We start from the raw sequence: 25,498 nt of genomic DNA on the forward strand, positions 1-25,498 counted from the left end.
TCCCGGCGCCACCGGTCTGGCGATGATCGGCATCGGCGGTGGCATCGGGCTGACGGCGCTTTTCGAGGTGGTCCGGCTTTCGTGAGGCCGGGAGGATGCCGCAGCGTCTCGATTCCCTCTTCTCCCCAGCGGGGGGAAGGTGCCCGTAGGGCGGATGAGGGGGCTTGGGACGCCGGGGCTTCAGCAAAACTTATGCAGGCGTTCGACTGGAGTGCCAGGCATGGCCTCGCCGCCAACGTGGCGGATTAGCTTTACCGAGAGGATTTTCCGCGCGGCCCCCTCATCCGCCTGCCGGCACCTTCTCCCCGTTGAGGAGAAGAGGATATGCCGCGCCGCCTTCGTCCCTCGTGATCCGGCGGAGGCGAAATCCTGCCGTTCCGCAAAACGTTTCGACCGCAAGACCAGCCAGTCTACTGCCTTCGCATAGGGTGACAGCGACGCAGGGAGAGTGGTTCGCGGCCGCGATCCGGCGCATTCTCCTACGCATCGGTGGCCACCGCCGGCAGCCGGGAGTTCGCGCGGTGACGCCCTGTACCGATGAAGTCGCTTGCCTCCCGAGGACGCGACTTCGGCAGCCATCTTCCAGTCAACAGAGGAAAACCTCGCTGAGGACAAGGAGACTACCCATGAAGATCGTCATTATCGGCGGCACCGGCCTGATCGGCTCGAAGACCGTGGAGAGATTGCGCAAGAAGGGGCATGAGGTGCTGGCCGCCTCGCCGAATACAGGCGTCGACACGATTACCGGCAAGGGCGTGGCCGAAGCGCTGGCAGGCGCTCAGGTGGTGCTCGACCTTGCGAACTCGACTTCCTTTGAGGACAAGGCCGTTCTCGAATTCTTCCAGACCTCGGGCCGCAACCTGCTGAAGGCAGGGGCTGCCGCCGGCGTGAAGCATCATATCGCACTCTCGATCGTCGGCATGGAGCGCCTGCAGGGCAGCGGCTACATGCGCGCCAAGATGGCGCAGGAAGATCTGATCAGGGGCTCCGGCATTCCCTATACGATCGTGCATTCCACCCAGTTCCACGAATTTATGGCCGGCATCGCTCAGTCCAACACCGTCGGCGAGACCGTGCATCTGTCGCCCGCCTATCTGCAGCCAATCGCTTCGGACGACGTCGCCGATGTGATGGCCGACGTGGCGCTTGCCGCACCCGTCAATGGCACGATCGAAATCGGCGGGCCTGAGAAGATCCGCCTCACCGAGATCGTGACACGCCTCTTCAAGGCAACGAACGATCCGCGCCAGGTGGTAACCGATCCGCACGCCCGCTATTTCGGCGTCGAACTCGATGACGACTCGCTCGTGGCCGGCCCCAATGCGCGGCTCGGCCGGATCCGCTTCGAGGACTGGCTCAACCAGCAGCCGCCCCAGAAGAAGAGCGCCTGACAGGGATTTGCGCCTGTCGTATCAATTGAGGAGACCAGACATGCCAGGAAAGATCATCTCGGCGGCGGCACTCGCCCTCACTCTGGCCGCCGGCACGCAAGCGCAGGCCGGGGAAAACAGAGCGCGGATAACCGTCGTTTACGATCAGAAGCTTCCCAATGTTCCAGGCAAGAGCATGAAGGCGGTGCTGGTGGAGTATGCGCCGGGCGGCATGTCGCCTGGGCATACCCATCCAGACTCGGCCTTCATCTATGCTACCGTTCTCGAAGGGGCGATCCGCAGTGCGGTGAACAAGGGCCCGGAGAAAACCTATAAGGCCGGAGAAAGCTTCTCCGAATTTCCCGGCGATCATCACAGCGTCAGCGCCAATGCCAGCAAGACCGAGCCGGCAAAACTGCTGGCAGTCTTCGTGCTCGATACCACCGAAACGGAACTGACGATCGACGACAAGTAGGCGGCCCGCGATGCCCGGCGCCGCCGGGCATCGTCCCCTGCCGCCTCAGGCCGCCTGCAGCGCCAATTCCAGGTCGGCGATCAGATCGTCCGGATGCTCGATGCCGATGGACAGGCGGATGGTCGATTCCAGCACGCCGATCCGCTCTCTTATTTCGGCGGGCACGCCGGAATGCGTCATGGCGGCCGGATGGCTTGCGAGCGACTCCGTGCCGCCAAGGCTGACGGCGAGCTTGAACACCTGCAGCGCATTCAGGAATTTGAAGGAGGCCGGTTGGCCGCCGCGGATATCGAAGGAGAAGGTCGAGCCCGCGCCGCTGCATTGGGCGGCGAAGGTGCGGCCCGACGGCGAGTCCGGATCGTGATAGGGCAGGTAATGCACTCTCTCGACCTTTGGGTGGTCGCGCAGGAAATCGGCGACCGCGCGGGCGTTGCTGTTCGCCCGTTCCATGCGCAGCTGCAGCGTTTCGAGCGAGCGGCCGAGCATCCAGCAGGAATGCGGATCAAGCTGCGTGCCGATTGCGCCGCGCAGCGCCTTGACCTGCTTGATCACAGCCTTGCGGCCGAGAACGGCGCCGGCGATGAGGTCGGAATGGCCGCCGACATATTTGGTCAGCGAATAGAGCGAGATATCGGCGCCATTCTCGATCGGCCGCTGGAAGACCGGGCCGAGCAGGGTGTTGTCGCAGACGACGATCGGCGTATGCCCCTGCTTCGCGCCGATCGCATCGGCGACGCGCCGGATCATCGCGACATCGACCAGGCTGTTGGTCGGATTGGCCGGCGTCTCGATCAGGATGACGGAGACGCGGCCCTTGGCCATCGCCTCTTCCGCCGCCTTCTGCACCGATCCCTCGCTGACGCCATCCGCAAAGCCGACCGCGGCGACGCCGAAATTGAGGAAGGTCTTTGCCAGCAGGGTTTCCGTGCCGCCATAGAGCGGCTGCGAATGCAGGATCGCATCGCCCGGCCGCACGAAGGCGAAGAGAGTCGTGGCGATCGCCGCCATGCCTGAGGAAAACAGCGCGCCGCTTTCCGTCCGCTCATAGACGGCGAGGCGATCCTCGACGATCTCGCTGTTGGGGTGGTTGAAGCGCGAATAGACGAGGCCAGCGCCCTTGCCGGCCGGCGGCTCACGACGGCCCGATACATAGTCGAAGAAATCCTTGCCGTCCTCGGCAGTATTGAAGACGAAGGTGGAGGTCAGGAACACCGGCGGCTTAACCGCCCCTTCCGAAAGCTCGGGGTCGTAGCCGTAGTTCAGCATCTGCGTTTCGGGATGCAGTGCATGATTGCCGATATGCGTTTTGGAAGGATGCGGGGCGGTCATGATCGTCTCCTCTGTCGAACCTGCCGAAGCATAAAATACATCAAAACCGCATCGAAGCAGCGGGCATCGATGCCGCTCCTTAACGATCAGCTCACGGTCTCGCCCAAAGTGTCCGCGACATAAGCCCCGCGCGCGCCCATCGGCAATGGCTGCCCCGTCGTCGTGTCCTTGGCCGTCTGATGCTCGAGCTCGGCGTTGAGTTCAGCGCCGATGATGAGAATGACGACGGAAAGCCAGATCCAGACGAGAAAACCGATCAGCGCACCGAGGGCACCGTATGTCGCATTATAATTGGCGAAATGCTCGAGATAGAAAGAGAAACCGAGCGACATGGCGGCCCAGGTAACGGTCGTCAGAGCCGCGCCCCACGTCATCCATCGAACCCTCGCAGGCTCGCGACTCGGCCCGAAGCGATACACCAGTGTAACGGCCACCGCCACTACGAGCAGCAGCAGCGGCCACCTGAGGAGGAGCGCCATCTGCTCCTTGAACTGATCGAGCCAGAGATAGGAGAGCACAAGCGGCATCACGCCGACAAGCGCCACCATGAGGACGGCGAAGAACACTGCGCATAAGGTGAAGCAGAGGCCGATAAGGTTCAGTCGCACGAGGCTCCGTTTCTCATCCTCCTCATAGGCCACGTTCATCGCATCGAAAATGGCGAGCGTGCCGTTGTGCGTACTCCAGAGGGCGATGGCGAGACCAACGAAGAAGGCGATGCCGAGCGTGCTCTCGCGTCGTTCGACGAGCGCCTTGATTTGGTCGGCGAGAAGATCGAACGCCCCGGGCGGCAGGAGAACGACCAGCTCGCGGAGATGTTCGGATATGGTGACCGGATCGGCAACCAGCCCGTAGAGGGAGACGAGCGCCGCCAGCGCGGGAAATATCGCCAGCAGCAGATAGAAGGTGACGCCGGCGGCAATCAGAGTGACACGGTCGTGCAGGATCTCGTGGAAGACCCGCCAGAACACGTCACGAAGACCGCTGAGCGGAATGGCCTCCGGCGTAGCGGCGCTGCGCCCATGATCGTCGTCGCGGGAGGTATCGCCGGGCGGGACGACAGCACCGCGCTGCCTTGCCTCAAGGATAACAAGCGCGGCGATCGCTGCGGCCATCGCCGTCGCGCCGATGGAGAACCTCTTGAGGCGGAACGCGTCTGCCATTACCCTATCCTCCGATTTGCTGCGGGGATAACGCCGATAGCCGCTAAAGGATGCAAACCGTTGCTTTCTTGCGGAGATTCCAGCAGGCGAAGGGCCCGGCGCCCTAAGAAGGCCAGGCCCGCGGCAGCTTCGCAAACTGCAAGCCTCTGGTTTTATTAAATTAACAGTGCACTACGGAAGCAAAACACGACTTTGGTTTCGTTACTGCTGTGTAACGGCTAATGTCGAGGCTTCGCGGTTCGGGCTCGTAGAGGCCCGATTATGCCTAAATAACGCGGCCCGGGCAGATGGCGGCAGGGCGGCTGCGTTTGCATTTCTTGACGCGCCCAAGCGGCCGGATCCGATCGACGCATGCGGAGGGCCAGCGGGGAATTCCTTATTCCGGGAGGCCGGCCTTGCGCAAAGCCGACGCCAGCCCCTTCATGAGCTGCGGCCGCACGACATCCATTCGCACGAAACCGCCTATTGTCCAGTCCGGCGCAACTTTCAGCAATCGCGCGGCCGCCGCTCGCGCAGCCTCCAGACGATGGAGATTGGCATAGCTTGCCACCAGGCTGGCGTGGAGAATGCTGAATCCCGGGTTCACCTGAATTCCCAGAGCCGAGTATTTCACGGCATCCTCGAACCGCCCGGTAAACAGGCTGACCCAGGCCAATGCGAGATAGGAATGATAATTCATCGGATCGAGCGGACTGAGCCGAAGGGCCTTGAATGCGTGGTCTCGGGACCGGTCATAGGTCTCGTTGAACATATGTACCATCGCGCTCAGCCCGTAGGCGAGCGACGAATTGCCGTCCAGCATCAAAGCCCTGTCGAGCGCATTGATCGAGCGCTCGTAGTCATGGGTGATGGTGGCGTGGACGAAAGCTCCGAGACACAGCGCTTGCGGATCGTCCGAGCCGGTGACGAGCGCCGCATCGGCGTGGCCGAGCGCCGCGGCCCTGTCCTCGGGATCGAAGCCGCCGCGCAGGAATCGCTGCTCGTATCCCCAGGCGGCATAGCCGTGCACGGCGGCATAGTTGGGATCCAGACGCAAAGCTTCGGTCAGCAGCCGCAATGCTTCGCTGGTGTCCGCCGGGGTGTTGGCATAGCTATGCGGCAATGCGCGAAGGAAGAAATCATAAGCGTCCAGGCTATCAGGCCGCTTGCGACGCGCCCTCTCTATCTCGGCACGCCTGATCGTCGGCACGAGCATCCCGACAATGCCCTCGGTCAACTGATCCTGCAGATCGAAAATATCTTCGGCCGCACCCTCGAACTTGTCGGCCCATATATGGGTGGCATCCTTCCCTTCAATCAATTGCGCGCTGATGCGCACCCGGCTTGCCGCCCGCCTGATGCTGCCTTCCAGCACGTAGCGGACGCCGAGTTCCCTGGCAATCTGCCTGACGTCGGTCGCCTTGCTTTTGTAGGCGAAGGTGGAATTTCGCGCGATGACAAACAGGCTCGGAATTCTCGAGAGGTTGGTGATGACATCCTCGACCAGCCCATCGGCAAAATACTCCTGCTCAGGATCACCGCTCATGTTCGCAAAGGCCAGCACGGCTATCGACGGTTTGTTCGGCAAAGCAGGCGGCCTGGACAGCCGCGCCTGCGGGGAGGCACCTTCCTGCACGAGACGGTGAACCGTGATCGGCTCGGCAATGTTTTTGACCTGCTGCTCACCCATCGCTTCAAAGCCGAAGGCGAGCGTCTTTTCGACCTCACGCGCGACTTTGCCGGAGATGCAAACACCGCCAGGATCGGCGAGTTGCTGCAAACGCGCTGACACGTTGACGCCATCGCCATAGCAGTCGTCGCCATCGACGATGATTTCGCCGAGATTGAGCCCCATTCTCAATTCGAGCCGCTCGTTCTCCTTCACCTCAGCGTTGCGCTCCTTGAGCGCACCCTGCAGCGACACCGCGCATTCGACTGCATCCACGACGCTGCCGAACTCGGCGAGCAACCCGTCGCCCATGAGCTTGAAGATACGGCCGCGCCGCTTCGCGATTTCCGGCTCGATCAGTGCTTTTCGAATCCCGATAAGACGCTCGAACGTCCCGGCCTCGTCACGCTCCATCAGCGCCGAATATCCAACGACGTCGGCCGCAAGGATGGCCGCAAGCTTCCTCTCCATGGCCCCCTCACAAGACGCCGTGCCGAAGGTTAACACACAAACAAGTGGCGACCTATAGACCACCACATCAAGCTCATTCGCCGCGCCGACCTGTGACGGCGAAGACCGAAACGGTTATCGGCCGCGGCGACTGCATGACACTGAATCGAGGGGGCCGATTCAGCCGGTTGTCCGCGGACAACGTTCACAGCGTAACATTCAGACATGCAATACGCGACTGAGCGCTACTCCGCATTCGCCGCCGCTGGCCTCCTGCGGGCCTGGATGATTTCCCCTACTGCGCTGTCGTATCTGTCATCGGGGAATACGATGTTCCAGAGGAGGCGATGCAACGCCTCCCGGGGGATGCTCCGATATCCAAGCCCCTCCAGCCGAAGCAGCATCAGCAGATGGTCGATCACGACGACCAGTCTCGCATAGGCGCTGACCTGATTCAGCGTCGGACGCATGGCGGCATATGAGTTGAAGCCAAAGGATGCGGCGATGGCCTCATCGAGGTGCGATGACTTGATGTGGGGATATTGCCGCCGCAGAGCCTTCTTCAAGGCGGCGATGTTCGAAGGCGAGAATCTCATCGATGGATGGAGCATAGGACGATCCAATGTTCTTGGTCGAAGTCTGCCGATTACGCTTCGACCTTGGTGAACATGGCCGTCGATAGATTCCAAACGCCCTTCAACCCGGCAGCAGGTTTGGTGTGGGCCTCCAGATCCGGAGTCTAACCTTCAAACCCGCCAACCTCAAGGGCCACGCTCTCACCAGCGTTTCATCAGCTGGCATTCAGAAACGTGACGAATACGAATGACCGGTTGCCCATCCGTTGTCCGCGGACAACCCGTTCGATATCCACACTGGAGCAGGAGGAGCAAAATCGCCGGACGTCACCAACTTGACCGCCACCCATGAGCCACCCCGCAGTCTTTCAAAAACAGCCTCCAGCCCTGCAGAACGCCGAATAGGGACAGACGCATCGGCACTTAATAGATGAAGGGAAGCATTGCACCGCATACCGCGGGGCCGCCATGCGCTACGCACCGCCGGATGGACTGTTGGGTATTGCTACGCACTTGAGTGAGTGCCGGCATCCAAAAGACAGCAAATAGAGTGCGGCTGGCTGCAACTGGTTGTCCACGGACAACATCGCACCAGGGCTGACAGCTGGCGATGAACAAACGCCGCATCCGCAGCCACGCTCCCGGCTCGCATCTACATCTGCGCAGTATTGACACAACCGCGGGCTTGAATTCGCCGTCTTGCCTCCCTACGTCGTAACGAGCTGACGCGCCGTCCCCTCCTAAGCTGCGTCGGCCCGATGGACAGCACTCCTCCTCCCATGCTGTCGGTCATTATTGAAGCCCGGCGCCCTCTCCCGCGCCGGGCTTCTCTCCTCCGAAAAGCGCCGGCGCGTCGGCCTCCCTTCGAGCACGTCGGTGTCGGGCTCCCCTGAGCGCCTGGCCGCCCTATACTCTCCAACCTCCCTCATTGGATGCCCCCCAGACATCGAACAGGACCGACAGCGAGCGAGCGAAGCATGCGCAGCGCGGATTGGTCTCACCGGCCGCTGCCGCAAATGACCCGTCGCGGGGCTAGCGAGGGCGCTGATCCAAAGGCGCGTTGCCGGAGTTTGACGGCGCTGTTCCGATCTCGATGCACCCGCCTCGTCCTTCGGGCCCCTGCGGGGGCACCTCAGGATGAGGCTCTCTTGAGCGCTTGCGGCCATCTGAAGGTTTCTCATCGGCGCGGCATCCTCCAACGCCCCTCATCTTGAGGCGCGCAGCCCGTAGGGCGAAGCCTCGAAGACGCGCCGCGATGCCACTCCTTGCATTCTTCCGGTTTCGGCGCACCGGCCTGGCCCCTTCGAGGCTCCAGCCTTTGGATTCCGCACCTCAACTGAGGTTCTCTTGAGCGCCTGCAGCATCTTGGAATGTTTGCGTGCTCGCGGCCACCTTGCGGCGGTGGCGGCCTTCCTAGAGGCTCCATCGAGCGCCAGCGCGGCATCCTCCAATGCTCCTCATCCTGAGGCGCGCAGCCCCCTAGGGCGAAGCCTCGAAGGACAGGCCGCAACGCCGCTCCTTGCATGAATGAACACTGACCCGCCTACCTCATCCTTCGAGGCTCCAGCCTTCGGCTTCCGCGCCTCAGGGATGTGGCTCTCTTGAGCTTGCCGCAATTGGAACTGCTTGAGCGCTGGCGCTTATAGGTTTCTCGGGACGTCGGCGTCATATCGCCCCCCCCCCCGGATGTAACGGAATTGAATCATCAGATTACTTCCATAAAGAAATCCGTCGCAGAGAAATCAATGCGTTATGCTTCGGTTTTCGGCTCAGCAGTGAAAGCCGATGGTGCGATCACAGCACCTTTCTCTAAGGCGAACCAAAATCGCCGCCGGCAACGCGCGAAATATGATGACATATTGCTGCTGCGCTGGCCTCAGCGGATCTGGCAGTAACATCCAGATCCAGGGTAAACCGATGTCCGGGATCGAAGACACGCGCTTGCCTGCATTTCTCTCTGGAGGCTTGCGCGTCGATCGACTTCAACCGCTCACGACGCGCGGGTGTGGAAACACGGCGTGCCAATTCCTCCTCATCGCAAAGCAATCTAATCGGAACCAGCAGCGCTTGGCATTGTCGGGCAGCGTCGGAAATCTGCTGAAAAGTGCGAGCGCTACGCTCGTCACCGTCGATACCGGCATGGGTGAAAATGAAGTTCGCCGGGTGAGGGCAGTATGCGACAATCGCATCCAGCACCGTCTGCCGTACTCTGCCGGTGTACTCCCAGATTCCCTTCGGAAGCGGTGTCGCACCGTCGTCATCGAGCAGGCGGAGTATCGGATTATTGAACCAATGATTATCGATGATCTTTGCAGGGAAGAGAGAACTCAGTTCTGTCGCGATAGTCAGTTTCCCCACGCCGGGGAAGCCTGTCAGCAAAACGAAAATGCTCATGAGAGTGTCAGCTTTCCAGTTGCACGCTGAGAGATCGGCAGAATAGGGGATATCGCGAAGGTCGCAATGGCGGCGGACAGTGGTCTATATCCGATCCTCTGCCCCACCCCTCAGACCACCAGCAACCCCTGCCTCTCCGCCAGTGTCACCACCGCCCGCGTCCCGGCATTGAATTCCAGAAAATCCGCCTCGATGCCGTCGCTGAAGATGACGCCGTGTTCGGGCATTTCGGAGACGATGGTCAGCGGCCGGGTATTGGAGACCAGGCCGGCGACAATGGTGGCGCCGGTGGTGCGGCTCGGGAAGGGTTCGCGCACGAAATAGCGCAGGAAGTCGGCGTCCCAGCCGAAGGACATGTCGATCGTCCGCTCAGCGGGGTCGAGACCGAGCGCGCTAGCGGTTCCGAGCCAGCCGGAATAGAGGCTCTTCAGCCAGCCGGTCGAGCCCATGCCCGTGGAGACGATGATGCCGCTCGAGGACTGGCGCTCCTCGCGCTCCTCGGCCTGCAGGACATAGCGGGCCGAGACGTGGCTTTGCGGGCCGATGAAGAGATCGTTGACCGCATGGATGACGGCGCCGGTATTCAGCGTTGCCTTGGCCATGCTGACGCGTTTGATCGGCCGCTTGTTCCTCAGCGCTTCGCCGATCACCTTCGGCAGGCTCTTGGGGTTGAAGGGAAGCAGCGGGCCGTCCCAGCGTGCAGGATCAGGGTTGACGCCAAGCACCGGCTGGCCGTCGAGATATTTCAGCGTATTGGCGACCAGCCCGTCCTGACCGAGCACGACGACGACATCGTCGGGGCCGAAGACGAAGTTCGGGAGGTAGCGGCGGTCGAGACGCTGCACGCGGGCGACGGCGCGCAGGATGGCCTCCACCTCGGCGATCGCCGTTTCGTAGCGCTTGTTCTCGGCGAGGTAATCGCTGAAATCGGCACCGAGATGCTCGACGTAGAATTGCGCCTGCTGCACCGTGTTGAACCGGGCGATGAGTTCGTCGAGGCGGGTCGGGCGGACGACGAGGATGATCTTGCGTTCGTCAGAGGCCGGCACGGTCCTTGCCCTCCTGCGGCTGCAATATCTCGCGCAGAAGATCGGGCGAGACGTTGAGCTGGCCGATCTTCGTCGCATTGTCGGCGAGGTCGCGGAAAGCGAGCGCCATCAGCTGGCCTGGCTTCATGCCGACCGAGGCGAGCGCCTGCAGCACTTTCGGATCGGCCTGCTCGAAGGATTTCATCATCGCCGTCAGCGCATAGGCCTGGGCATCGGCCTCGGCCTTGGCGTTGGTCGCGGCAAGCGTCACCAGATCGCGGTTCTGCTCTTCCAGCGCGATCTTGCCGGCCATTTCTTCCCGCCGGATCTGCAGCTGCCGCTCCTGCACGGCGCGTTCGGCTTCCATCTGCGCCTCGCGCACCTGCCGCCTCTTGTTCTCAAGCGTGATCTCGGTGGCGATCTCGTTTTCCTTGATCGTCCGCTCCTGCTCGATGGCGGCATTGCGCCTGCTATAGATAGCCTCGTCGGCCTGGCGAAGCAGGGCCTCGCGGGCATGGGCTTCCAGCGCCTTGGCCGTCTCGGCCTTCGGCATGACGGCGAGCAGCGACAGGCCGAGAATTTCAAGGCCGAGCGCTTCGATCGTCGGATGTACCTTAAGCGCTTCCGCCACGCCGGCGACGAGCGCCTCACCCGAGGCGAGAACTTCCTTGAGCGACAGCGTCTGAACTTCGGCGCGCATCGCCACCTGCACGCGGTCGATCACCCGGGTCGAAAGCTTCTGCGGATCCTCCGAGACATAGCGGCCCTTGTGGTCAAGCGTGAAGTTCAGGAGTGCTGCCGTGCGGCGCGGCTCGGCGATGCGATAGGTGATCTGCCCCTGCACGGTCACTTCCTGGAAGTCGGATGTCACCAGCGGAAAGATGAAGGGGTCGTTGACGCTCGCCGTCGGCACAAGCACCAGCGAGCTCGACGGCGCAAAATGCCAGAAGGCCAGACCGGCGCCTTCACGAATGGCTTTGCCGTTTTGATATTGGATGACGTATTGCGTAGGTTCCGTCTTGATGAAGCGCAGTCCGAACATGACCTTTTCCCTGTTGCTGGCGCGAGCCCCTGCTCGTGTCGACATGGAGAAAACATGACTTAGTGATAAATGTCAACTAACTTAGTTGGATATTTACACTAAGCCTCGCGTATGCTATGTTCGCATCATGACATCGCATGACAATGACGCCTTCAAACCGATCGCGACCGTCGATCTCGCGATCTTCTCGCTGTCGCCGGCGGGCCTTTCCGTGCTTCTCGTGCGGCGGGCGAACGCACCCTTTTCCGGCGACTGGGCCTTGCCCGGCGGCTGGATCCATATTGACGAGGATGCGGATCTGGAAGCTGCGGCACGGCGCGTGCTGAAGGAAAAAACCGGGGTCGAGACACCCTATCTCGAACAGCTGCAAACCACGGGCAGCCGCACCCGCGACCCGAGGGGCTGGAGCATCAGCATCGTCTATATCGCGCTGCTATCGGCCGATGACGTCGCCGAACGGCAGGGTGGAATGGCCGGAGAGGCCGAATGGCGGCCGATCGGGGGCGAGGGCGTCGGCTTGTCCCTTGCCTTCGACCATGCGGCTCTCCTGAAGGAGGCGCTCGGCCGCATCCGCAGCAAGGTCGAATATTCGAGCCTGCCCGGCCATCTGCTTCCGGTCCATTTCACCTTGAGCGAGCTGCAATCGGTCTATGAGACCCTTCTCGGCCGCAAGCTCGACAAATCGGCCTTTCGAAAGCGCATGGCCGAAGCCGATTTCCTGGAGCCGGTCGAGGGCGAAATGCGCCGGGCGAGCAACCGGCCCGCCCAGATGTTTCGCCTGAAAGATGCGCAGTCGCTGGCGCTGTTCGACCGGACGCTCTGACGCGCCCGATCAGGCGTTCAATCGCTGCTGCATCTGCCGGTCGAAGGCGCCCAATCGCCACATATTTGTCAGCAGCCGTTGCGGAACAATGACCTGCCAGTGAGGTTGTGGATAGGCCAATAAGGCAAAATTCCCAAGGAGGATATCGCAATGCATATGAAACTCGTAGCAGCTTCGCTGTTTGCCATCGGCATGGCCACATCAGCCTTCGCCCAGTCCAATCCGGCTCCGGCCGGCGCCACGATCGACAAGAATGCGGCAGATCAGGGCGGCGGCGCGAGCGGCGACATGAAAGCCAAGAAGCCGATGGCCACTGATACCACCACGACCGGCTCAACGACCGGCGGCACGATGAAGACGGACAAGGTCAAGTGCCCCGATCCGGTGAACAATTCCGACAATCTCCAGACGCAGGGCGGCAGGAGCAATGCTACTCCGATGGACGAAGCGTGCGCAGCCCACAACAATTGACGGCTTGCCTGCCCAGGAACCCCGCTTCGGCGGGGTTCGGGGTCGCAGAGAAGCTCACTCTCGTTGCCGAGGTGCGTTGGAGGATGCCGTGCCATGCCGCGCGGGGAGGGGATTCCGCACCCGACAAGGCAGCGGAAGATGACGTAAAAAAGGGCTGGCGCGCAGCGCACGCGATCCACAGCGGCGAACTGCACCCGCTTGACTCATCAAAATGGGATTGATACCGGTATGGGTAATCGATAACCCAAAGCAAGCCAGTGACCGCTTCACTCAACGACATAGCCGCCCGTGCAGGCGTTTCCGTCAAGACCGTCTCAGGCGCGTTACATGGCGGCTCCGCGCGCATGTCCGATGAAACCCGGCAGCGGATCAAGGAGATCGCCGAGGAGCTCGGCTATGTCACCAACTTCGCCGCCCGCAGCATGCGGCAGGGCTGGATGCCGCTCGTCGGCCTTGTCGCCGATGATCTGATCACCTCGCCTTTTGCCACGGAGATCATCAGGGGGCTCGACGGCGCCGTGCGCGCCGCCGACATGGCCGTCTTCGCCATGACGCTCGGCGGCCACCGGAGCATCGCATCGATCCTCGACGAGATGCGGCGCTTTCGTCCGCGGGCGATCGCCTACGCCGCCATGTATCACAAGAGCGTCGACCTGCCGCCCGAATTTGCCGATGCGGTCGGCGTCATGATCAATTGCCGCGATGCCAACGACCGCGTCACTTCGCTGGTGCCCGATGAAACTGGGGCGGCGCTCGAGATTACCAACTATCTCATCGATGCCGGCCGCCGCAACATCGCCTTCATCAATCTGCCGGGGCTGCTCGCCGGCGAACTTCGTGAACTCGGCTTCCGGCAGGCGCTCGATCAGGCTGATATCGACGGAGCCGGCGCCATCGTCCTGCCCGCCGTCAGCAAGGCGATCTACAGCGACCGGGCCCACAGCCTTGTCTCCGCGCATGTGCATGCGATGATGAACGGCTCCCGGCGCCCCGATGCCATCCTGTGCGGCAATGACCGCGTTGCCATGGAGGTCTATGCCGCGCTGCGCCGGACAGGCGCGTCCATTCCCGACGACGTCGCCGTTGCGAGTTTCGACAACCAGGTCGAGATCGCCTCGCGTCTCGACCCACCGCTGACCACCATGGCGCTTCCCCATCGCGCCATGGGCCGCCAGGCCGCACAAATCCTGCTTGCCGAAGACCGGGTCCCGGTCGGGGTGCAGAAACTGCCGTTCCAACTGGTGGAGCGGGCATCCGTATAAATTGAAATAGGCCCATTCAATTGAGGAGGAATTCTAATGGGTAAACGTTTACTTTGGTCTCTGGTCCTGTCCTCGGCCTTATCAGCCATGGGGGCGCAGGCAGCCGAGAAAACCGTCATCCAGGTCATGCACCAGGGCGATCCCGGTTTTGTCGCCGCCTATGGCACGGTCGCCGAACGGTTCGAGGCGGCCAATCCCGATGTTGACGTGCAGTTCATCTATGCGCCGCACGATGCCTATAACGAGAAGTTCAGCGCCGCCGTCATGGCCAAGCAGCTGCCCGACGTCATGGAGCTCGATGCACCGTTCCTCGCCAATTACGTCTGGTCGGGCTATCTTCAGCCCATCAAACCGCTGATCGACAAGGATCTCCTCGACGACATGACGGAGTCCAACATCGCCCAGGGCACATACCCGATCGATAAGGACCTCTACGCGATCGGCCTGACCGACTCCTCGGTCGTTCTTTACGGCAACAAGAAATATCTCGAAGCGATCGGCGCCCGCATCCCGAAATCCGTCGAGGATGCCTGGACCCGGGAGGAGTTCGAAACCTATCTTGAGAAGCTTTCCAAAGTCGACGGCGTGAAGTGGCCGATCGACACCTTCCGCGGCTACGGCATCAAGACCGAATGGATCACCTATGCCTATGGCCCGATCCTGCAATCGGCCGGCTGCGATCTGATCGACCGCAAGGCCTGGAAATCCGAGGGCACGCTCGACAACGACGCCTGCGTCGATGCGCTTGTCATGATGCAGAAATGGGTCAAGAACGGCTGGGTCGTGCCGCAATCGGCCGGAACCAACCAGTTCTTCGCCGAAGGCAATCCGGCAGCGTTGGCGCTCGGCGGACACTGGGTCTATGCGGAAGCCGCCGCGACCATGAAGGACAACATCGTCGTGCTGCCGCTTCCGAAATTCGGCGCCAAGGGCGCGAGCCCCGACGGCACCTGGATCTGGGCTGTCACCAAGACGTCGGCGCATCCCGAGATCGCAGGCAAGTTCGTCAGCTTCCTGCTGAAGGACAAGGAGTTCCGCACTTACGTCGCAAGCCAGTCCGGCTATCCCGGCCTGAAGAGTTTCGCCGCTGAATCTCCGCTCTATGCTCCCGGCGGCCCGATGGCGATCGCCTTCGAGCAGGCCTCGAAGACGGCCATCGCCCGCCCGCCGCACCCAGCCTATCCGACCATCACCTCCGCCTTCATGCAGGCCGTCGACGAGGTGTTCAATGGCGGCGATCCGAAGGAAGCGCTGACATCGGCCGCCAAGAAGATCGACCAGGATATCGAGGACAATGACGGCTATCCGCCATTCGGCGACGAGCAATAGGCGTCTCGTCGTCGACAGGTCGCGGCCCGGCGATGTCTCCGGCAGACATCGCCGGGCGCGACCGGCAGCCAAATTGGGAAAGGAGGAGCTATATGGTCCTGCAGCAATCGACATCTTCGACATCAGTTCGAAAAGCCTCGGCGCGCCGCCACGACAAGGGACGGCTGATGCAGGAAGCCGCCATGCTGGCGCCGGCCGTCATCCTGTTGACCCTCTTTCTGATCGTGCCGTTCCTCCTGTCCTTCTGGACGGCGATGACCAACCAGCCTCTGGTGCCGCGGCCGACGCCGGTCCGGTTCGTCTGGTTTAACAATTTCATCCGTATCTTTCAGGACGACCTGTTCTGGACGGCCCTTTGGAACGTGTCCCGCTTCACCTTCTGGATCATTCCAGCGCAGTGCGGCCTCGCTTTTGCGACGGCGCTGCTGCTCCATCAGAAGCTGCCGTTCCGCAACCTGCTGCGCGGCATGTTCTTCCTGCCAGCAATCACCTCGATGGTCGTGGTCTGCGTCATCTGGGGCACGCTGTTCCAGTATCCCACCGGGCCGTTCAACCAGATCCTCGGTTTCCTCTCGGGCGGGGCGATCCAGCCGATCGACTGGCTCGGCGATCCGCAATGGGCAATGTTCTCGCTCGTGCTGCTCTCGGCCTGGCAGGCCTATGGTTTCCAGATGATCGTCTACCTCGCCGGGCTTCAGGGCATTCCTGACGAACTCTACGATGCGGCCAAGATCGACGGCGCCAACGCTTTCCGCCGCTTCTGGCATGTGACCATGCCCGGCCTCAGGCCGACCCATGTCTTCGTGCTTGTCATCACCACCATCCAGGCCTTCAAGCTCTATACCCAGGTCGCTATCCTCACGCAGGGCGGGCCGAAAAGCAGCACCGAAACGGTGGTGCACTACATGGTCCGCGCCGGCTTCGAAGAGCAGAAGATGGGTTATGCCTCCGCCGTCTCGGTCATCCTGTTCGTGATCGTTCTCGTCATCGCGCTGATCCAGCGCCAGCTCCTGAGGCGCTTCGATGTCTGATATCGCTCTCTCGATCCCGCAGGCCAGCACGGCGCAGCCGCGTTCCGCCACGAGGATTCTGCGCACCATCCAGACCGTCTGCATCTTCATCATCGCATTGGTGATCGTCTCTCCATTGCTGCTGCTCGTCGTCGCCAGCCTCAAGGACGACCGGTTCCAGATTCTGGCCGATATGGGTAGCTTCCGGGCCTTCTGGGTGTCGAACCCGACGCTTTCCAACTACGCCGAGGTCGGCCACCTCTCCGGCGAACTCGCCTTCGGACGCTATCTCATCAACTCGTTGATCATCCTGATCACCACGGTCTGTTCCGGCCTGATCGTCAATTCGATGGCCGGCTTCGTATTGGCCTGTGGATCGCTAAAGGGCCGCGCCGTCATCCTGTCCGTCGTGATTGCGCTCTACGTGATCCCGCAGGAAAGCATCATCATGCCGCTGGTGATCATGGTTTCCAGGGCGGGTATGTCAGATACCTTCGCGGTGCAGATCGTGCCCTGGGTCGCAAGCCCGCTTTACATCTTCCTGTTCTACCAGTTCTTCGCGCAGCTGCCGAAGGAATTGCTTGAGGCCGCAGAGGTCGACGGCGCATCCTTTTTCCGGGCCTATCGCTCCATCTTCCTGCCGCTCAGCCTGCCGGCACTCGCCACCGTGTCGATCCTCATGGGCATCGAGACCTGGAACCAGTATCTCTGGCCGATCCTCGTCACGCAGACCGATTATGCCCGCCCCATCGCGGTGGCCATCGCCACCTTCTTCGGGCAGGACAGCATCTACTGGGATCGGGCGATGGCCGCCTCCGTTTTGATGATGATCCCGATCCTGGGGCTCTACCTCGCATTCCAGCGCTGGTTCGTGAGCTCCTTTATCGGCTCTGCCGTGAAAGGTTGAATTGATGACAAGCCAAGCGATTTCGCCCTCGGATGAAGCGGGGCTGGAGACGATCAGCGCCGTGCTGCCGGCGGGTTGCACGATCCATGCCTGGATCAAGGCGACGCATGACGGCGCCCCGGCAAGGCTGACGTCACATGTCGATGGAGACCTGACCGGCGCCCTCGAAACGTCAAATCCTGATGAATTCGAGTTTCGGCCGCTGATGCTGGAACGAGGCGGAGAAACCGCCTTCTCCTACGATCCTGCTACAACAGAGGTCTCGGTACTCTATGCCTTCCGCCAAGCCTCGGTTCTCGAAGAAGGCATCCGGCTGCTGCATGCCCGCCCTGCCAACGCCGCCCCCGAAGTGCCGGGTGGCTATCATTTCCGCCCGCCTTTCGGCTGGATGAACGATCCGAACGGGTTTGGAAGGTTCGGCGGCAAGCTGCACCTCTTCTACCAGCACTATCCCCATAGCCTTCGGTGGAACAACATGCATTGGGGTCATGCGGTCTCGAAGGACTATCTTCGCTGGACGCATCTCCCGATCTTTCTTTTCCCTTCGGATGAACTCGCCGCGCGGGCCGACGGGCGGGGCGGGGCATTTTCCGGCTCGGCGATCGCTCTTCCCGGCGATCAAGCCGGCCTTCGCATTTTCTTCACCGAGCATATGAAGGACCGGGAACCGGAGGAACAGGTTCAGTTCACCGCCACCAGCCGCGATCTTGTCAATGTCGAGCCGGCGCGCCTGATCCTGCCGGCGCGTCCCGCCGGGCTCGGGCTGACGACCGATTTCCGCGACCCTTACGTCTTCAAAGGCCCCGACGGCAAATGGAAGATGCTGCTCGGCACGCGAGACCGCGAGGGCGGCGTCATCCTGCTCTACGAAGCCGACGATCCGGCCGCGGCGGAGGGATGGACCTTCCTCGGCACGCTTCACCGCGAGAACCGCTTCGGGATGACGGCGGCGGAATGCCCCTGCATGCTGCCCCTCGATGGCCCCGCCAGCGATCCGACGACCCGCTGGGCCCTGATCTTCGGCCTGCTGACCAGCCGCGACCCGACAACCGGCCGGCGCAACATGACGCTTGCGACCGTCGGCCGTTTCGATGGCCGCAGCTTCTCCGTGGAATTCGAGCAGGAGCTGGATTTCGGCACCGACGCCTACGCGTTCCAGGCCTTCGTCGACGAGGCCGGTCCGGTCGGCATTGCCTGGCTTGCGAACTGGACGGATATTTCGAGAGAGATCGACATGCCGACGGCGATGACCCTGCCGCGACGGCTGGCATTGCGAGACGGTGCGCTGATCACGCCGCCGGTGTCAGGCGTCGAAAGCCTGCGGCAACGCCAGCTGAATGCCGGAGGCCTTCTCGATGGCCGGACCGTCGATCTCGCCAATGGCTCCGTCGAAATCCTGCTGACCCTCGGCCAGGCCGGCAGCGCTTTCCGCCTCGATCTCGAACATCCCGAGGCGACGGTCGCGGTGCAGCTGAACGACGGCGGGCTGAGCATTCCCTTCTCGGTGGCGAATGCCAAGCCATCGCCCCGCTATATCGCCGCCGGCGCGCGCCCGTCGACCATCCGGATCTTGCTCGATGCGGGCTCGATCGAAGTCTTTGCCGACGATGGGCGCTGGACCGGAACCAAGCGGCTGCCCGGCTTCAAGGGGGTGAGCACAGCGCGTCTGATCGCACCCGAGGGAAATATCATCGCCGCCGAAATCTGGCAGCTTGGTCTTTGATCTCAGGAGAAGCCGGTGCAAAGCACGGCCGCCGAGGCGGCGGCCGTTGCTGAATGAACGGGCTCAGGCTGCCTTGCCCTTGCCCTTCACGTTGGCCGAAGCCTCGGCGATCCGCGTGAGTTTCTTGTCGGTCGCCTCTTCTTCGGCCAGCGTTGCCTGCAGTAGCGGCACGGCATCCTTGAGGCCGAGCTGCTTTGCCCATGCGATCAGCGTGCCATAGCGGGCGATCTCATAATGCTCGACGGACTGCGCCGATGAGATCAGGCCGGCGTCGAGGGCGACCGTGCCCTTGAACTCGTCCATGATTTCCTCGGCTTCGGCGATGATGCCCTGAATGGCTTCGCATGTCTTGCCGCGGGCCGGCTTGCCGACCATCTCGAAAACCTGCTCGAGGCGTTCGACTTGAGCCTGGGTCTCGTCGCGATGCTGCAGAAACGCGGCCTTGCCCTCTTCCGATTGCGCGGCGCGGGCCATCTTCGGCAGGGCTTTCAGTATCTGCTTTTCGGCATAGTAGATGTCCTTAAGGGTATCGAGAAACAGGTCGTTCAGAGTCTTCTCGGTTGCCATTTCAGTCCTCCTGTGGCGTGTCGTGACGACAATCAACTCTCGCATCGGCCGGATGTTCCGCGTGGAAATGACGCCTCCGTGGCTGGAGGCGTCATCTCTATCCGGCCAAGGAAGAGGCCGACCCGAGACTGTCGGGACGGCGATCAGCCGAACAATCGCCGAAAGCCGTTGTTCCCATTTGTACGGTCGTGAATGCTCCCTATCCGCAATGCTGGTCGCGGGCGAGGTCGTGACTGGTCGACGAGAAAGCCGGTCCAGGCAAAACACCGCTTTGTCCGATATCGTACGGCAACGAATAGGACGGCTGGAACTTTCCCTCTCATCCCAGGAGAGAAAAATGACTTCCTCGTCTTCCGTACGTCCTGCGTCGCATTGCAAAGAAAAGTCCGCAATCGAGCTTGAGATCGTCGAACTGACGCCGGCATTGCGCGCCTTTGCCCGCAGGTTTCTGCGCAGTGAGGACGACATTGATGATCTCGTCCAGGAGACCTTGCTGAAGGCGCTGAACTCGCTGCATCTCTATCAGCCCGGCACCTCGCTCAAATCTTGGCTTTTCACCATCCTTCGAAATACGTTCTGCACCAATTACCGCCGGCAAAAACGCGAGCCGGTCGGGATGGATGCGGCGCTGGAACAGGTTGCGATCGCGCCGACCCAGGAGTGGACGCTACGGGAGCACGAGCTGCAGCGGGCCCTGACACGTCTTTCCGACGACCGGCGCCGCGCACTGACATTGGTAGCTGCCGGAACGAGCTACGAGGATGCCGCCAGGATGTGCGGGTGCCGGATCGGCACCTTGAAAAGCCGCGTCAGCCGTGCCCGCGAGTCCCTGCTGCAGATGCTCGGAAACCATCTCGCCGACTGAGCGCCCAGTCGGTTCATCGGCCGGCCGGCAGGAACAAAAGGTCCTCGTCCCGGTTCCAAATTCAAGCCGATAAGATGGCTCTACACGTACAGGTCAGACCCCTCCGCCATGGAGGGCCGCTGCCGACCGGGCTGGAGTGTCATGAATGCGCGAAGCCACGCTGTTTTTCCCAGAGTAAACCGTGCCGGGTGGACCGATACGCTTCGGGTGATCATGACGATCGTGGCCCCGACGGTTGCCAAGGGCATCATCATCCGCCGCCCGACGATCGAGCATCTGGCGGAACGCCAGGACTGGAATGCAAAAGCCGTGAAACAGATGCAGCGGCTGAAAAAGATATACGGTCCGGCGCCTCTTCTGCTACCTATTCCATTCCGGCCGCAACTGCTCCTCCTGGATCCGGCCGATGTCTCCACGGTGCTCCAATCTTCGCCCGAACCGTTTGCCGCCGCAACGCCGGAAAAGCACGCCGCCCTTGCCCACTTCGAACCGAAGAACGTCCTTGTGTCGTCGGCCCCGCGGCGCGCCGAGCTTCGGCCAGCTCATGAGCAGGCATTGGCAACAGCAGATCGGCTCCATCCATATTCCGCCCATTTCAAGGGTGTCATCGACGCCGAATTCCTCCAGCTTTTGGGCGACATCAGATCCAACCGGTCGGGTGAGCTCGATTGGCCAGCTTTTTCGCAGGCCTGGTTTCGGGTCGTCAGGCGACTCGTCCTCGGCGAGCGGGCGCGCAATGACATCAAATTGACCGAGACCTTGAACGACCTGCGGGGACGGGCGAACTGGGCTTCTGCCGCCCCGGTCGACCGGCGCGAGCTTGCCCTGTTTCATCAGCAGGTCGGTCGCTATCTCAGCGAACCTGACAAGCACAGTCTCGTCAGCCGGCTTCCGAAAGGCGGTGAGATCGCCCCGGAAAGCCAGGTGGCCCAGTGGCTGTTCGCTTTCGACGCGGCCGGAATTACCGTCATCAGGACGCTGGCGATGCTGGCCTGCCATGTGAGCTATTGGGGCAAAGCCGTGGAAGAGGCCATGAGCGGGGACCTCGATCGTCCTTTCACCCGCAGTTGCCTGCTCGAGGTCTTGCGGCTCTGGCCGACAACACCCGTCATCCTCAGACAGCTGACCGAGGATATCAAATGTGGCGGCAGGATCATCCCGCGTGGCACGGGCGTCATCATCTTCGCACCATTCTTCCATCGAGACCCCGAGTTCCTCTACGCCAATCGGATGGACCCGAGCATCTGGGGTCCGAATGATGCGTTGCCGGCAGCAGGGCTCGTACCCTTCAGTGCCGGTCCCGTCATCTGCCCGGCACATAATCTCGTACCGACGGTTGCGAGCCTTGCCGTCGGCGCCTTCTTGTCGGCGGCTGATGTTGTGCTGCTCCAACCCTCGCTTGCTGTCGACAATCTGCCCGGCACTCTCGATCACTTCGCCATCCGGCTCCGGCTGGCCGCTCGACGCAGGGAAAAATAGGCTCTGCCCTTCGATGGCGGTCGTTCGCCAGGAAATTCCGCCCGCGCGTGCTACATCCTTTGCATTACGCCGTAGACGAGGATCGAGACGTAAAGCAGAAAGGCGATGGCGACCATTGTTGCTCTAATATGGCGATGACCAGCCACAGGGGTTTCAGGCCGTTCCGCTGCTGTTCACTGCTCAGCCCGTCCACCCGGACCGAACCGTCGCTCTCCTGGAACGCAGGCAGCAGAAGCGATCATAGCATCGAGTTTTCAAGGGAGGCCAATCCGTGATGGAACGGCCGAAAGCGTAGTGCCGAGCACGATCAAAAGCCCGACTAGGACGATGGCTGCGATATAGACCGCGAAAGCGCGACGATCCGAACCTTGGTTCATCTTCCTCTCCTTCGGCTCCCGAACCAGCCGAAAGGCGGAATGTTCCGGACAACCGGTTGAGAAGGGCTCTACCAGCGGAGCAGGCGAGGTCCGGCGGCGGGTATGCCGGAAGATAAGTCGCGGCCGGGCTTCGATCCGCTTGCTCAGGCCGGGCGTGGGGAAGGTATGTCGTTCGGACCACGCTTCGGTTTCCTGAGAGGTCCGATCAGCCGCTCATATTCGTCCTCTGCCTTGCCATAGGCGTCGGAGGCGAAGTCCTCCAGGCCGGCGCGATCCCTGACGATCACCAGGCCGCGAACGGAGCGGATGAAGCGGTAGCCTTCGAGCAGATGCAGGGCCGTGGTGACGCTCGGCCGCCGCACCGCCAACATCAAGGCGATGAACTCGTGCGTGAGCGCAAGTTCGTTGCCGTCGATCCTGTCGTGACACATCAAGATCCAGCGGGCCAACCGTTCATCGATAGACGATAGGCGAAACCCGGCACCTGGACGGTGACTTCCGGGACACTGATGCTTGCACCGACCACCGCAGCCGCCGGTGCAAAGCCGTCGCGACCGAACAACCCTGCTTCGACACGATTGCCCTCGGGCGAGATATTGATGACCGAACCTATCCCCTCGCAGGGAAAATAGGCGTGCTCGATGATTGCGTCGGCCGGGGCGATGATGAAACCGCGAGGTGTGGCGCAGGGTTCGAGATGGGCGACAACCGCCGCATACTCATCCTCGGGCAACAGGCCCAGCAGGCGGTTCTCCTTCGGCTGCATCGTCGTTTCTGCCATATTCGCTCTCCTATGAGTGCGGGACTGCAGGCAGTGTTATGGGTTCATGGACGCGATGGTTGGCCCCCAGCCGACTTCGTCAATCGGTTCCGCTTTGGTCAGCTGGTGAGCCGCTGAATTGAAAGCCTACACCTTGGCCGTCTCGCCCAACTGGCGCAGCGACAGGAACTTCGTCGTAAGAGCGACCAGATTGCCATTGATCCATTCCGCCATCGCCAGCTCTTCGCCCAGATTAGCCTGAAGACCGGACGTAGCCGCTCCGTATCCGCCCGCCTCGGCGACCGCCAGCAGCGATTTATAAGCGGCAGCTTCGTAGTTTTCGAAGGCGAAATTGGCGAAGGCGTTCTTCAGGATCTCATCGCCGGCAGCCGCATGGCCGAGAGCGGCCACGGACCCGGCAACCGAAAGCGCCATATCTTTCAGGGTCGATTTATCCTCGCCCAATCCATCGAGAATCTCCTCCAGCCGCACGATCTGGCCGTCGGTTTCGCGTATATGTCGGTCGAGCTTTTCGGCAACTTCAGGATAGTTCTCGATCCGTTTCAATTGCGGCTTCATGATGCTGAGCGCCTGGTTTTCCATGGCGTGCGCATTTCTCAGACCGACGACGAAGACGTCGCGAATTTCGTTCTCTGCCATATCAGTTCTCCTTTTTCGCCAGCCTAACTGCACGGTCTCGTCCTGGTTCCAAAAGAAGATTCAGGCGCGGCTGCCATGGACGCCGGAACCGTCCCCGCATCCGCTTGTTGGGGAGCATTCGCAATTGCGACGTCGCTAAATCAAGGATGAGGAGACAATCATGCGGCTGATATTCAACCTTTGCCTGCTCTTGTTGACGTCGGTACCCAGCTTCGCTGCCGATGATGCCGCTCGCAGCAAAGCAACCGATTTCGTCGCCCGCGCCGCCATGTCGAATATGTTCGAAGTGGAGGCAGCCAAGATTGAAGCTGCCAAAGGTAAGGCAGAGGACGCCAGGCAGTTTGCCGGCGACATGTTGAAGGATCACGGCCGGGCAGGGTCGACGCTTGCCGATGCGGCCAAGGAGGACGGCATTGCGCTGCCCACAGCGCTCGACGACCAGTACAACAAGAAGCTCGAGGCGCTTCGCCAAAGCGATCAGGCAAATCTCGACCAAGCCTATCTTTCGACACAGCTGACGGCGCATCAGGAGGCTGTAGCGCTCTTCGCGGACTATTCACAAAATGGTCCGGACGGCGCGGTGAAACGCGCCTCGCAGAAGATTCTGCCGGACCTCAGGATGCATTTGACGAGGATCCAGGGGCTGACCTCAAAGTGAGCGTGGCCAGCATCAGGAAAAAAGCCGGTTCGGGGCCCTCTTTCACCACGCAGGAACTGCGCGGCGCTCGAAGGCTCAACGCGCTCCTCGGTCTCTTGCCTCGTTACCACACCGATCGGCGCTGGAATGCCAAAACGATCCAAGCCGTGGTTCGGGCGGTCCAGTCCCTGGTTCCTGATCTGCTGGCCCGTCACGGCCAAACCGCCGGCCGCACTACCTTGAGCGTTGGCAGTCCTGTCGGCGTAAGAATGATCCTGCCGCGAGCGAACGCTCGTGGCCTTTATATCCATTTCCATGGCGGTGCCTGGGTGATGGGCAATGCCCGTCTCGATGACGGCATCACCCGCCCGATCGCAAGGGATTGCGGGATGCTGGTGGCCGCGGTGAATTTCCATAACGCCGTCGATGATCGGCTCGACGTCACCCTCGATGGCTGCAGGACGACGGTCAAGTGGCTTGTCGAGCACCTCGCCGAACTGCAGGTTGAACGGATCATCCTCGGCGGCGAGTCCTCCGGCGCCCATCTTGCCGCGGAGGCGCTTCTTCATCTGCGCGAGTGCGGCAAGGCACAGGCAGTTGCAGGATTTGTTTCCATGTGCGGTGGTTTCGACTTGACCGGATCGGAGAGCCTGCGGCGGTCGAGCGGAAAGAGTCTCGTGATCGACGGGCCATCGGCACTCCGCAACCTTCAGCGGCTGACACGGAGCCTAAACGGGCGAGAGGCCAAAGGTCCGCTGTTTGCCGATCTCTCGGGGCTTCCGCCCGCCTTGCTGATCGCCGGAGCACTCGATCCGATCATCGACGACAGCCTTTCCATGGCGCGGCAATGGCAGCAGCAAAGCAGCAACGCCGACTGCGTGATCTTTCCCGAAGCCCCGCACGGCTTCAATCGCTTCCCGACGAAGCTGGCGGCGAGAGCAAACAGACTTGTCCGTGAATGGATATCGAGGACGATCGCGACGGCGGAGGGCTCGAGCTAGGCGGTCATCTGGCATGTTCCGGCTTATCAGCACTTCTCAACATCAAAATCTGTCGCCGAAGACGACATCGAGCGGCCCCAAGGTAAGGCTGGAGGGTTCATCAGACGCATCAGCAGCAGCCGCAGATTTGTACGCTAGTGCACAGTGTGTTGC

The 25,498-nt window shown here is 61.7% G+C and carries 23 protein-coding genes and 1 pseudogene; 13 read left to right on the forward strand and 11 right to left on the reverse strand.

All coding sequences use genetic code 11. From position 1 onward, the window contains the following. Positions 1-626: 626 nt before the first annotated feature. Positions 627-1,391, forward strand: a complete 765-nt coding sequence (locus C4N04_RS15080; protein ID WP_106796420.1) for an SDR family oxidoreductase — start codon at positions 627-629, stop codon at positions 1,389-1,391. A gap of 40 nt (positions 1,392-1,431) precedes the next feature. After that, positions 1,432-1,845 (forward strand): cupin domain-containing protein, encoded by a 414-nt coding sequence (locus tag C4N04_RS15085; RefSeq protein WP_106796421.1) that lies wholly within the window; start codon positions 1,432-1,434, stop codon positions 1,843-1,845. Between the two features lie 45 nt (positions 1,846-1,890). Here C4N04_RS15085 and C4N04_RS15090 read toward each other — a convergent pair whose 3' ends face one another. The 7 genes from C4N04_RS15090 to C4N04_RS15120 all read right to left on the reverse strand — a co-directional run bounded on the left by C4N04_RS15090 (position 1,891) and on the right by C4N04_RS15120 (position 11,474). Further along, the gene (locus C4N04_RS15090; RefSeq protein ID WP_077989881.1) at positions 1,891-3,174 is read right to left on the reverse strand and encodes a cystathionine gamma-synthase family protein; all 1,284 of its coding nucleotides are present in this window, start codon (positions 3,172-3,174) and stop codon (positions 1,891-1,893) included. Between the two features lie 86 nt (positions 3,175-3,260). Beyond that, positions 3,261-4,337 (reverse strand): YihY/virulence factor BrkB family protein, encoded by a 1,077-nt coding sequence (locus C4N04_RS15095; protein ID WP_040111991.1) that lies wholly within the window; start codon positions 4,335-4,337, stop codon positions 3,261-3,263. Between the two features lie 376 nt (positions 4,338-4,713). Further along, positions 4,714-6,456, reverse strand: a complete 1,743-nt coding sequence (locus C4N04_RS15100; protein ID WP_106796422.1) for an adenylate/guanylate cyclase domain-containing protein — start codon at positions 6,454-6,456, stop codon at positions 4,714-4,716. Between the two features lie 224 nt (positions 6,457-6,680). Next, a complete protein-coding gene (locus tag C4N04_RS15105; RefSeq protein ID WP_225887956.1) occupies positions 6,681-7,001 on the reverse strand; it encodes a hypothetical protein in 321 nt (106 codons plus the stop codon). 1,818 nt (positions 7,002-8,819) lie between these two features. Further along, on the reverse strand, positions 8,820-9,404 hold the full coding sequence (locus C4N04_RS15110; RefSeq protein WP_009995267.1) for an AAA family ATPase: 585 nt from the start codon (positions 9,402-9,404) through the stop codon (positions 8,820-8,822). A gap of 110 nt (positions 9,405-9,514) precedes the next feature. Further along, positions 9,515-10,453 carry a sugar kinase gene (locus C4N04_RS15115; protein WP_106796423.1) on the reverse strand — a complete coding sequence of 313 codons (939 nt, stop codon included), beginning with the start codon at positions 10,451-10,453 and terminating at the stop codon, positions 9,515-9,517. Further along, positions 10,440-11,474 carry an SPFH domain-containing protein gene (locus C4N04_RS15120; RefSeq protein ID WP_086156592.1) on the reverse strand — a complete coding sequence of 345 codons (1,035 nt, stop codon included), beginning with the start codon at positions 11,472-11,474 and terminating at the stop codon, positions 10,440-10,442. Before C4N04_RS15120 ends, C4N04_RS15115 begins: the two co-directional genes overlap by 14 nt. Positions 11,475-11,601: 127 nt before the next feature. Between C4N04_RS15120 and C4N04_RS15125 the strand changes: the two genes are divergently transcribed. The 7 genes from C4N04_RS15125 (at position 11,602) to C4N04_RS15160 (ending at position 18,999) form a co-directional block, all read left to right on the forward strand. Next, positions 11,602-12,297 (forward strand): NUDIX domain-containing protein, encoded by a 696-nt coding sequence (locus C4N04_RS15125; RefSeq protein WP_077989876.1) that lies wholly within the window; start codon positions 11,602-11,604, stop codon positions 12,295-12,297. A 150-nt stretch (positions 12,298-12,447) separates the two neighbouring features. Then, positions 12,448-12,768 carry a hypothetical protein gene (locus tag C4N04_RS15130; RefSeq protein ID WP_064684170.1) on the forward strand — a complete coding sequence of 107 codons (321 nt, stop codon included), beginning with the start codon at positions 12,448-12,450 and terminating at the stop codon, positions 12,766-12,768. 257 nt (positions 12,769-13,025) lie between these two features. Continuing rightward, the gene (locus C4N04_RS15135; protein ID WP_077989875.1) at positions 13,026-14,030 is read left to right on the forward strand and encodes a LacI family DNA-binding transcriptional regulator; all 1,005 of its coding nucleotides are present in this window, start codon (positions 13,026-13,028) and stop codon (positions 14,028-14,030) included. A 36-nt stretch (positions 14,031-14,066) separates the two neighbouring features. Then, on the forward strand, positions 14,067-15,359 hold the full coding sequence (locus C4N04_RS15140; protein WP_106796424.1) for a sugar ABC transporter substrate-binding protein: 1,293 nt from the start codon (positions 14,067-14,069) through the stop codon (positions 15,357-15,359). A 92-nt stretch (positions 15,360-15,451) separates the two neighbouring features. Then, the gene (locus tag C4N04_RS15150) at positions 15,452-16,390 is read left to right on the forward strand and encodes a sugar ABC transporter permease (protein ID WP_077989874.1); all 939 of its coding nucleotides are present in this window, start codon (positions 15,452-15,454) and stop codon (positions 16,388-16,390) included. Further along, the gene (locus C4N04_RS15155; protein WP_077989873.1) at positions 16,383-17,276 is read left to right on the forward strand and encodes a carbohydrate ABC transporter permease; all 894 of its coding nucleotides are present in this window, start codon (positions 16,383-16,385) and stop codon (positions 17,274-17,276) included. Before C4N04_RS15150 ends, C4N04_RS15155 begins: the two co-directional genes overlap by 8 nt. 4 nt (positions 17,277-17,280) lie before the next feature. After that, positions 17,281-18,999, forward strand: a complete 1,719-nt coding sequence (locus C4N04_RS15160; RefSeq protein WP_106796535.1) for a glycoside hydrolase family 32 protein — start codon at positions 17,281-17,283, stop codon at positions 18,997-18,999. A 63-nt stretch (positions 19,000-19,062) separates the two neighbouring features. Here C4N04_RS15160 and C4N04_RS15165 read toward each other — a convergent pair whose 3' ends face one another. After that, the gene (locus C4N04_RS15165) at positions 19,063-19,566 is read right to left on the reverse strand and encodes a ferritin-like domain-containing protein (protein ID WP_009990029.1); all 504 of its coding nucleotides are present in this window, start codon (positions 19,564-19,566) and stop codon (positions 19,063-19,065) included. 337 nt (positions 19,567-19,903) lie between these two features. On the opposite strand from C4N04_RS15165, the gene C4N04_RS15170 reads away from it, so the two are divergent. Further along, a complete protein-coding gene (locus C4N04_RS15170) occupies positions 19,904-20,431 on the forward strand; it encodes a sigma-70 family RNA polymerase sigma factor (protein ID WP_040112008.1) in 528 nt (175 codons plus the stop codon). Positions 20,432-20,572: 141 nt separating this feature from the next. Further along, entirely contained in the window at positions 20,573-21,910 is a 1,338-nt protein-coding gene (locus C4N04_RS15175; protein WP_106796425.1) for a cytochrome P450, read from the forward strand. Positions 21,911-22,164: 254 nt separating this feature from the next. On the opposite strand, the gene C4N04_RS32490 is transcribed toward C4N04_RS15175, so the two are convergent. From C4N04_RS32490 to C4N04_RS15185, 3 genes and pseudogenes are all read right to left on the reverse strand, one after another. Continuing rightward, positions 22,165-22,287, reverse strand: coding sequence for a hypothetical protein (locus tag C4N04_RS32490; protein WP_280950812.1), 123 nt, complete (start codon positions 22,285-22,287; stop codon positions 22,165-22,167). Positions 22,288-22,430: 143 nt separating this feature from the next. Further along, positions 22,431-23,068: pseudogene (locus C4N04_RS15180) on the reverse strand (Crp/Fnr family transcriptional regulator). A gap of 126 nt (positions 23,069-23,194) precedes the next feature. Beyond that, positions 23,195-23,707, reverse strand: a complete 513-nt coding sequence (locus tag C4N04_RS15185; protein ID WP_106796426.1) for a ferritin-like domain-containing protein — start codon at positions 23,705-23,707, stop codon at positions 23,195-23,197. A 160-nt stretch (positions 23,708-23,867) separates the two neighbouring features. Here C4N04_RS15185 and C4N04_RS15190 point away from each other — a divergent pair, with 160 nt between their 5' ends. Further along, positions 23,868-24,365: a DUF4142 domain-containing protein gene (locus C4N04_RS15190; RefSeq protein WP_106796427.1), complete on the forward strand. Its 498-nt coding sequence runs from the start codon at positions 23,868-23,870 to the stop codon at positions 24,363-24,365. Positions 24,366-24,613: 248 nt separating this feature from the next. Further along, positions 24,614-25,345: an alpha/beta hydrolase fold domain-containing protein gene (locus tag C4N04_RS15195; protein WP_245425576.1), complete on the forward strand. Its 732-nt coding sequence runs from the start codon at positions 24,614-24,616 to the stop codon at positions 25,343-25,345. Positions 25,346-25,498 lie beyond the last annotated feature (153 nt).

This window comes from Rhizobium sp. H4, from assembly GCF_003013335.1.
Taxonomy (GTDB): Bacteria; Pseudomonadota; Alphaproteobacteria; order Rhizobiales; family Rhizobiaceae; genus Rhizobium; species Rhizobium sophoriradicis.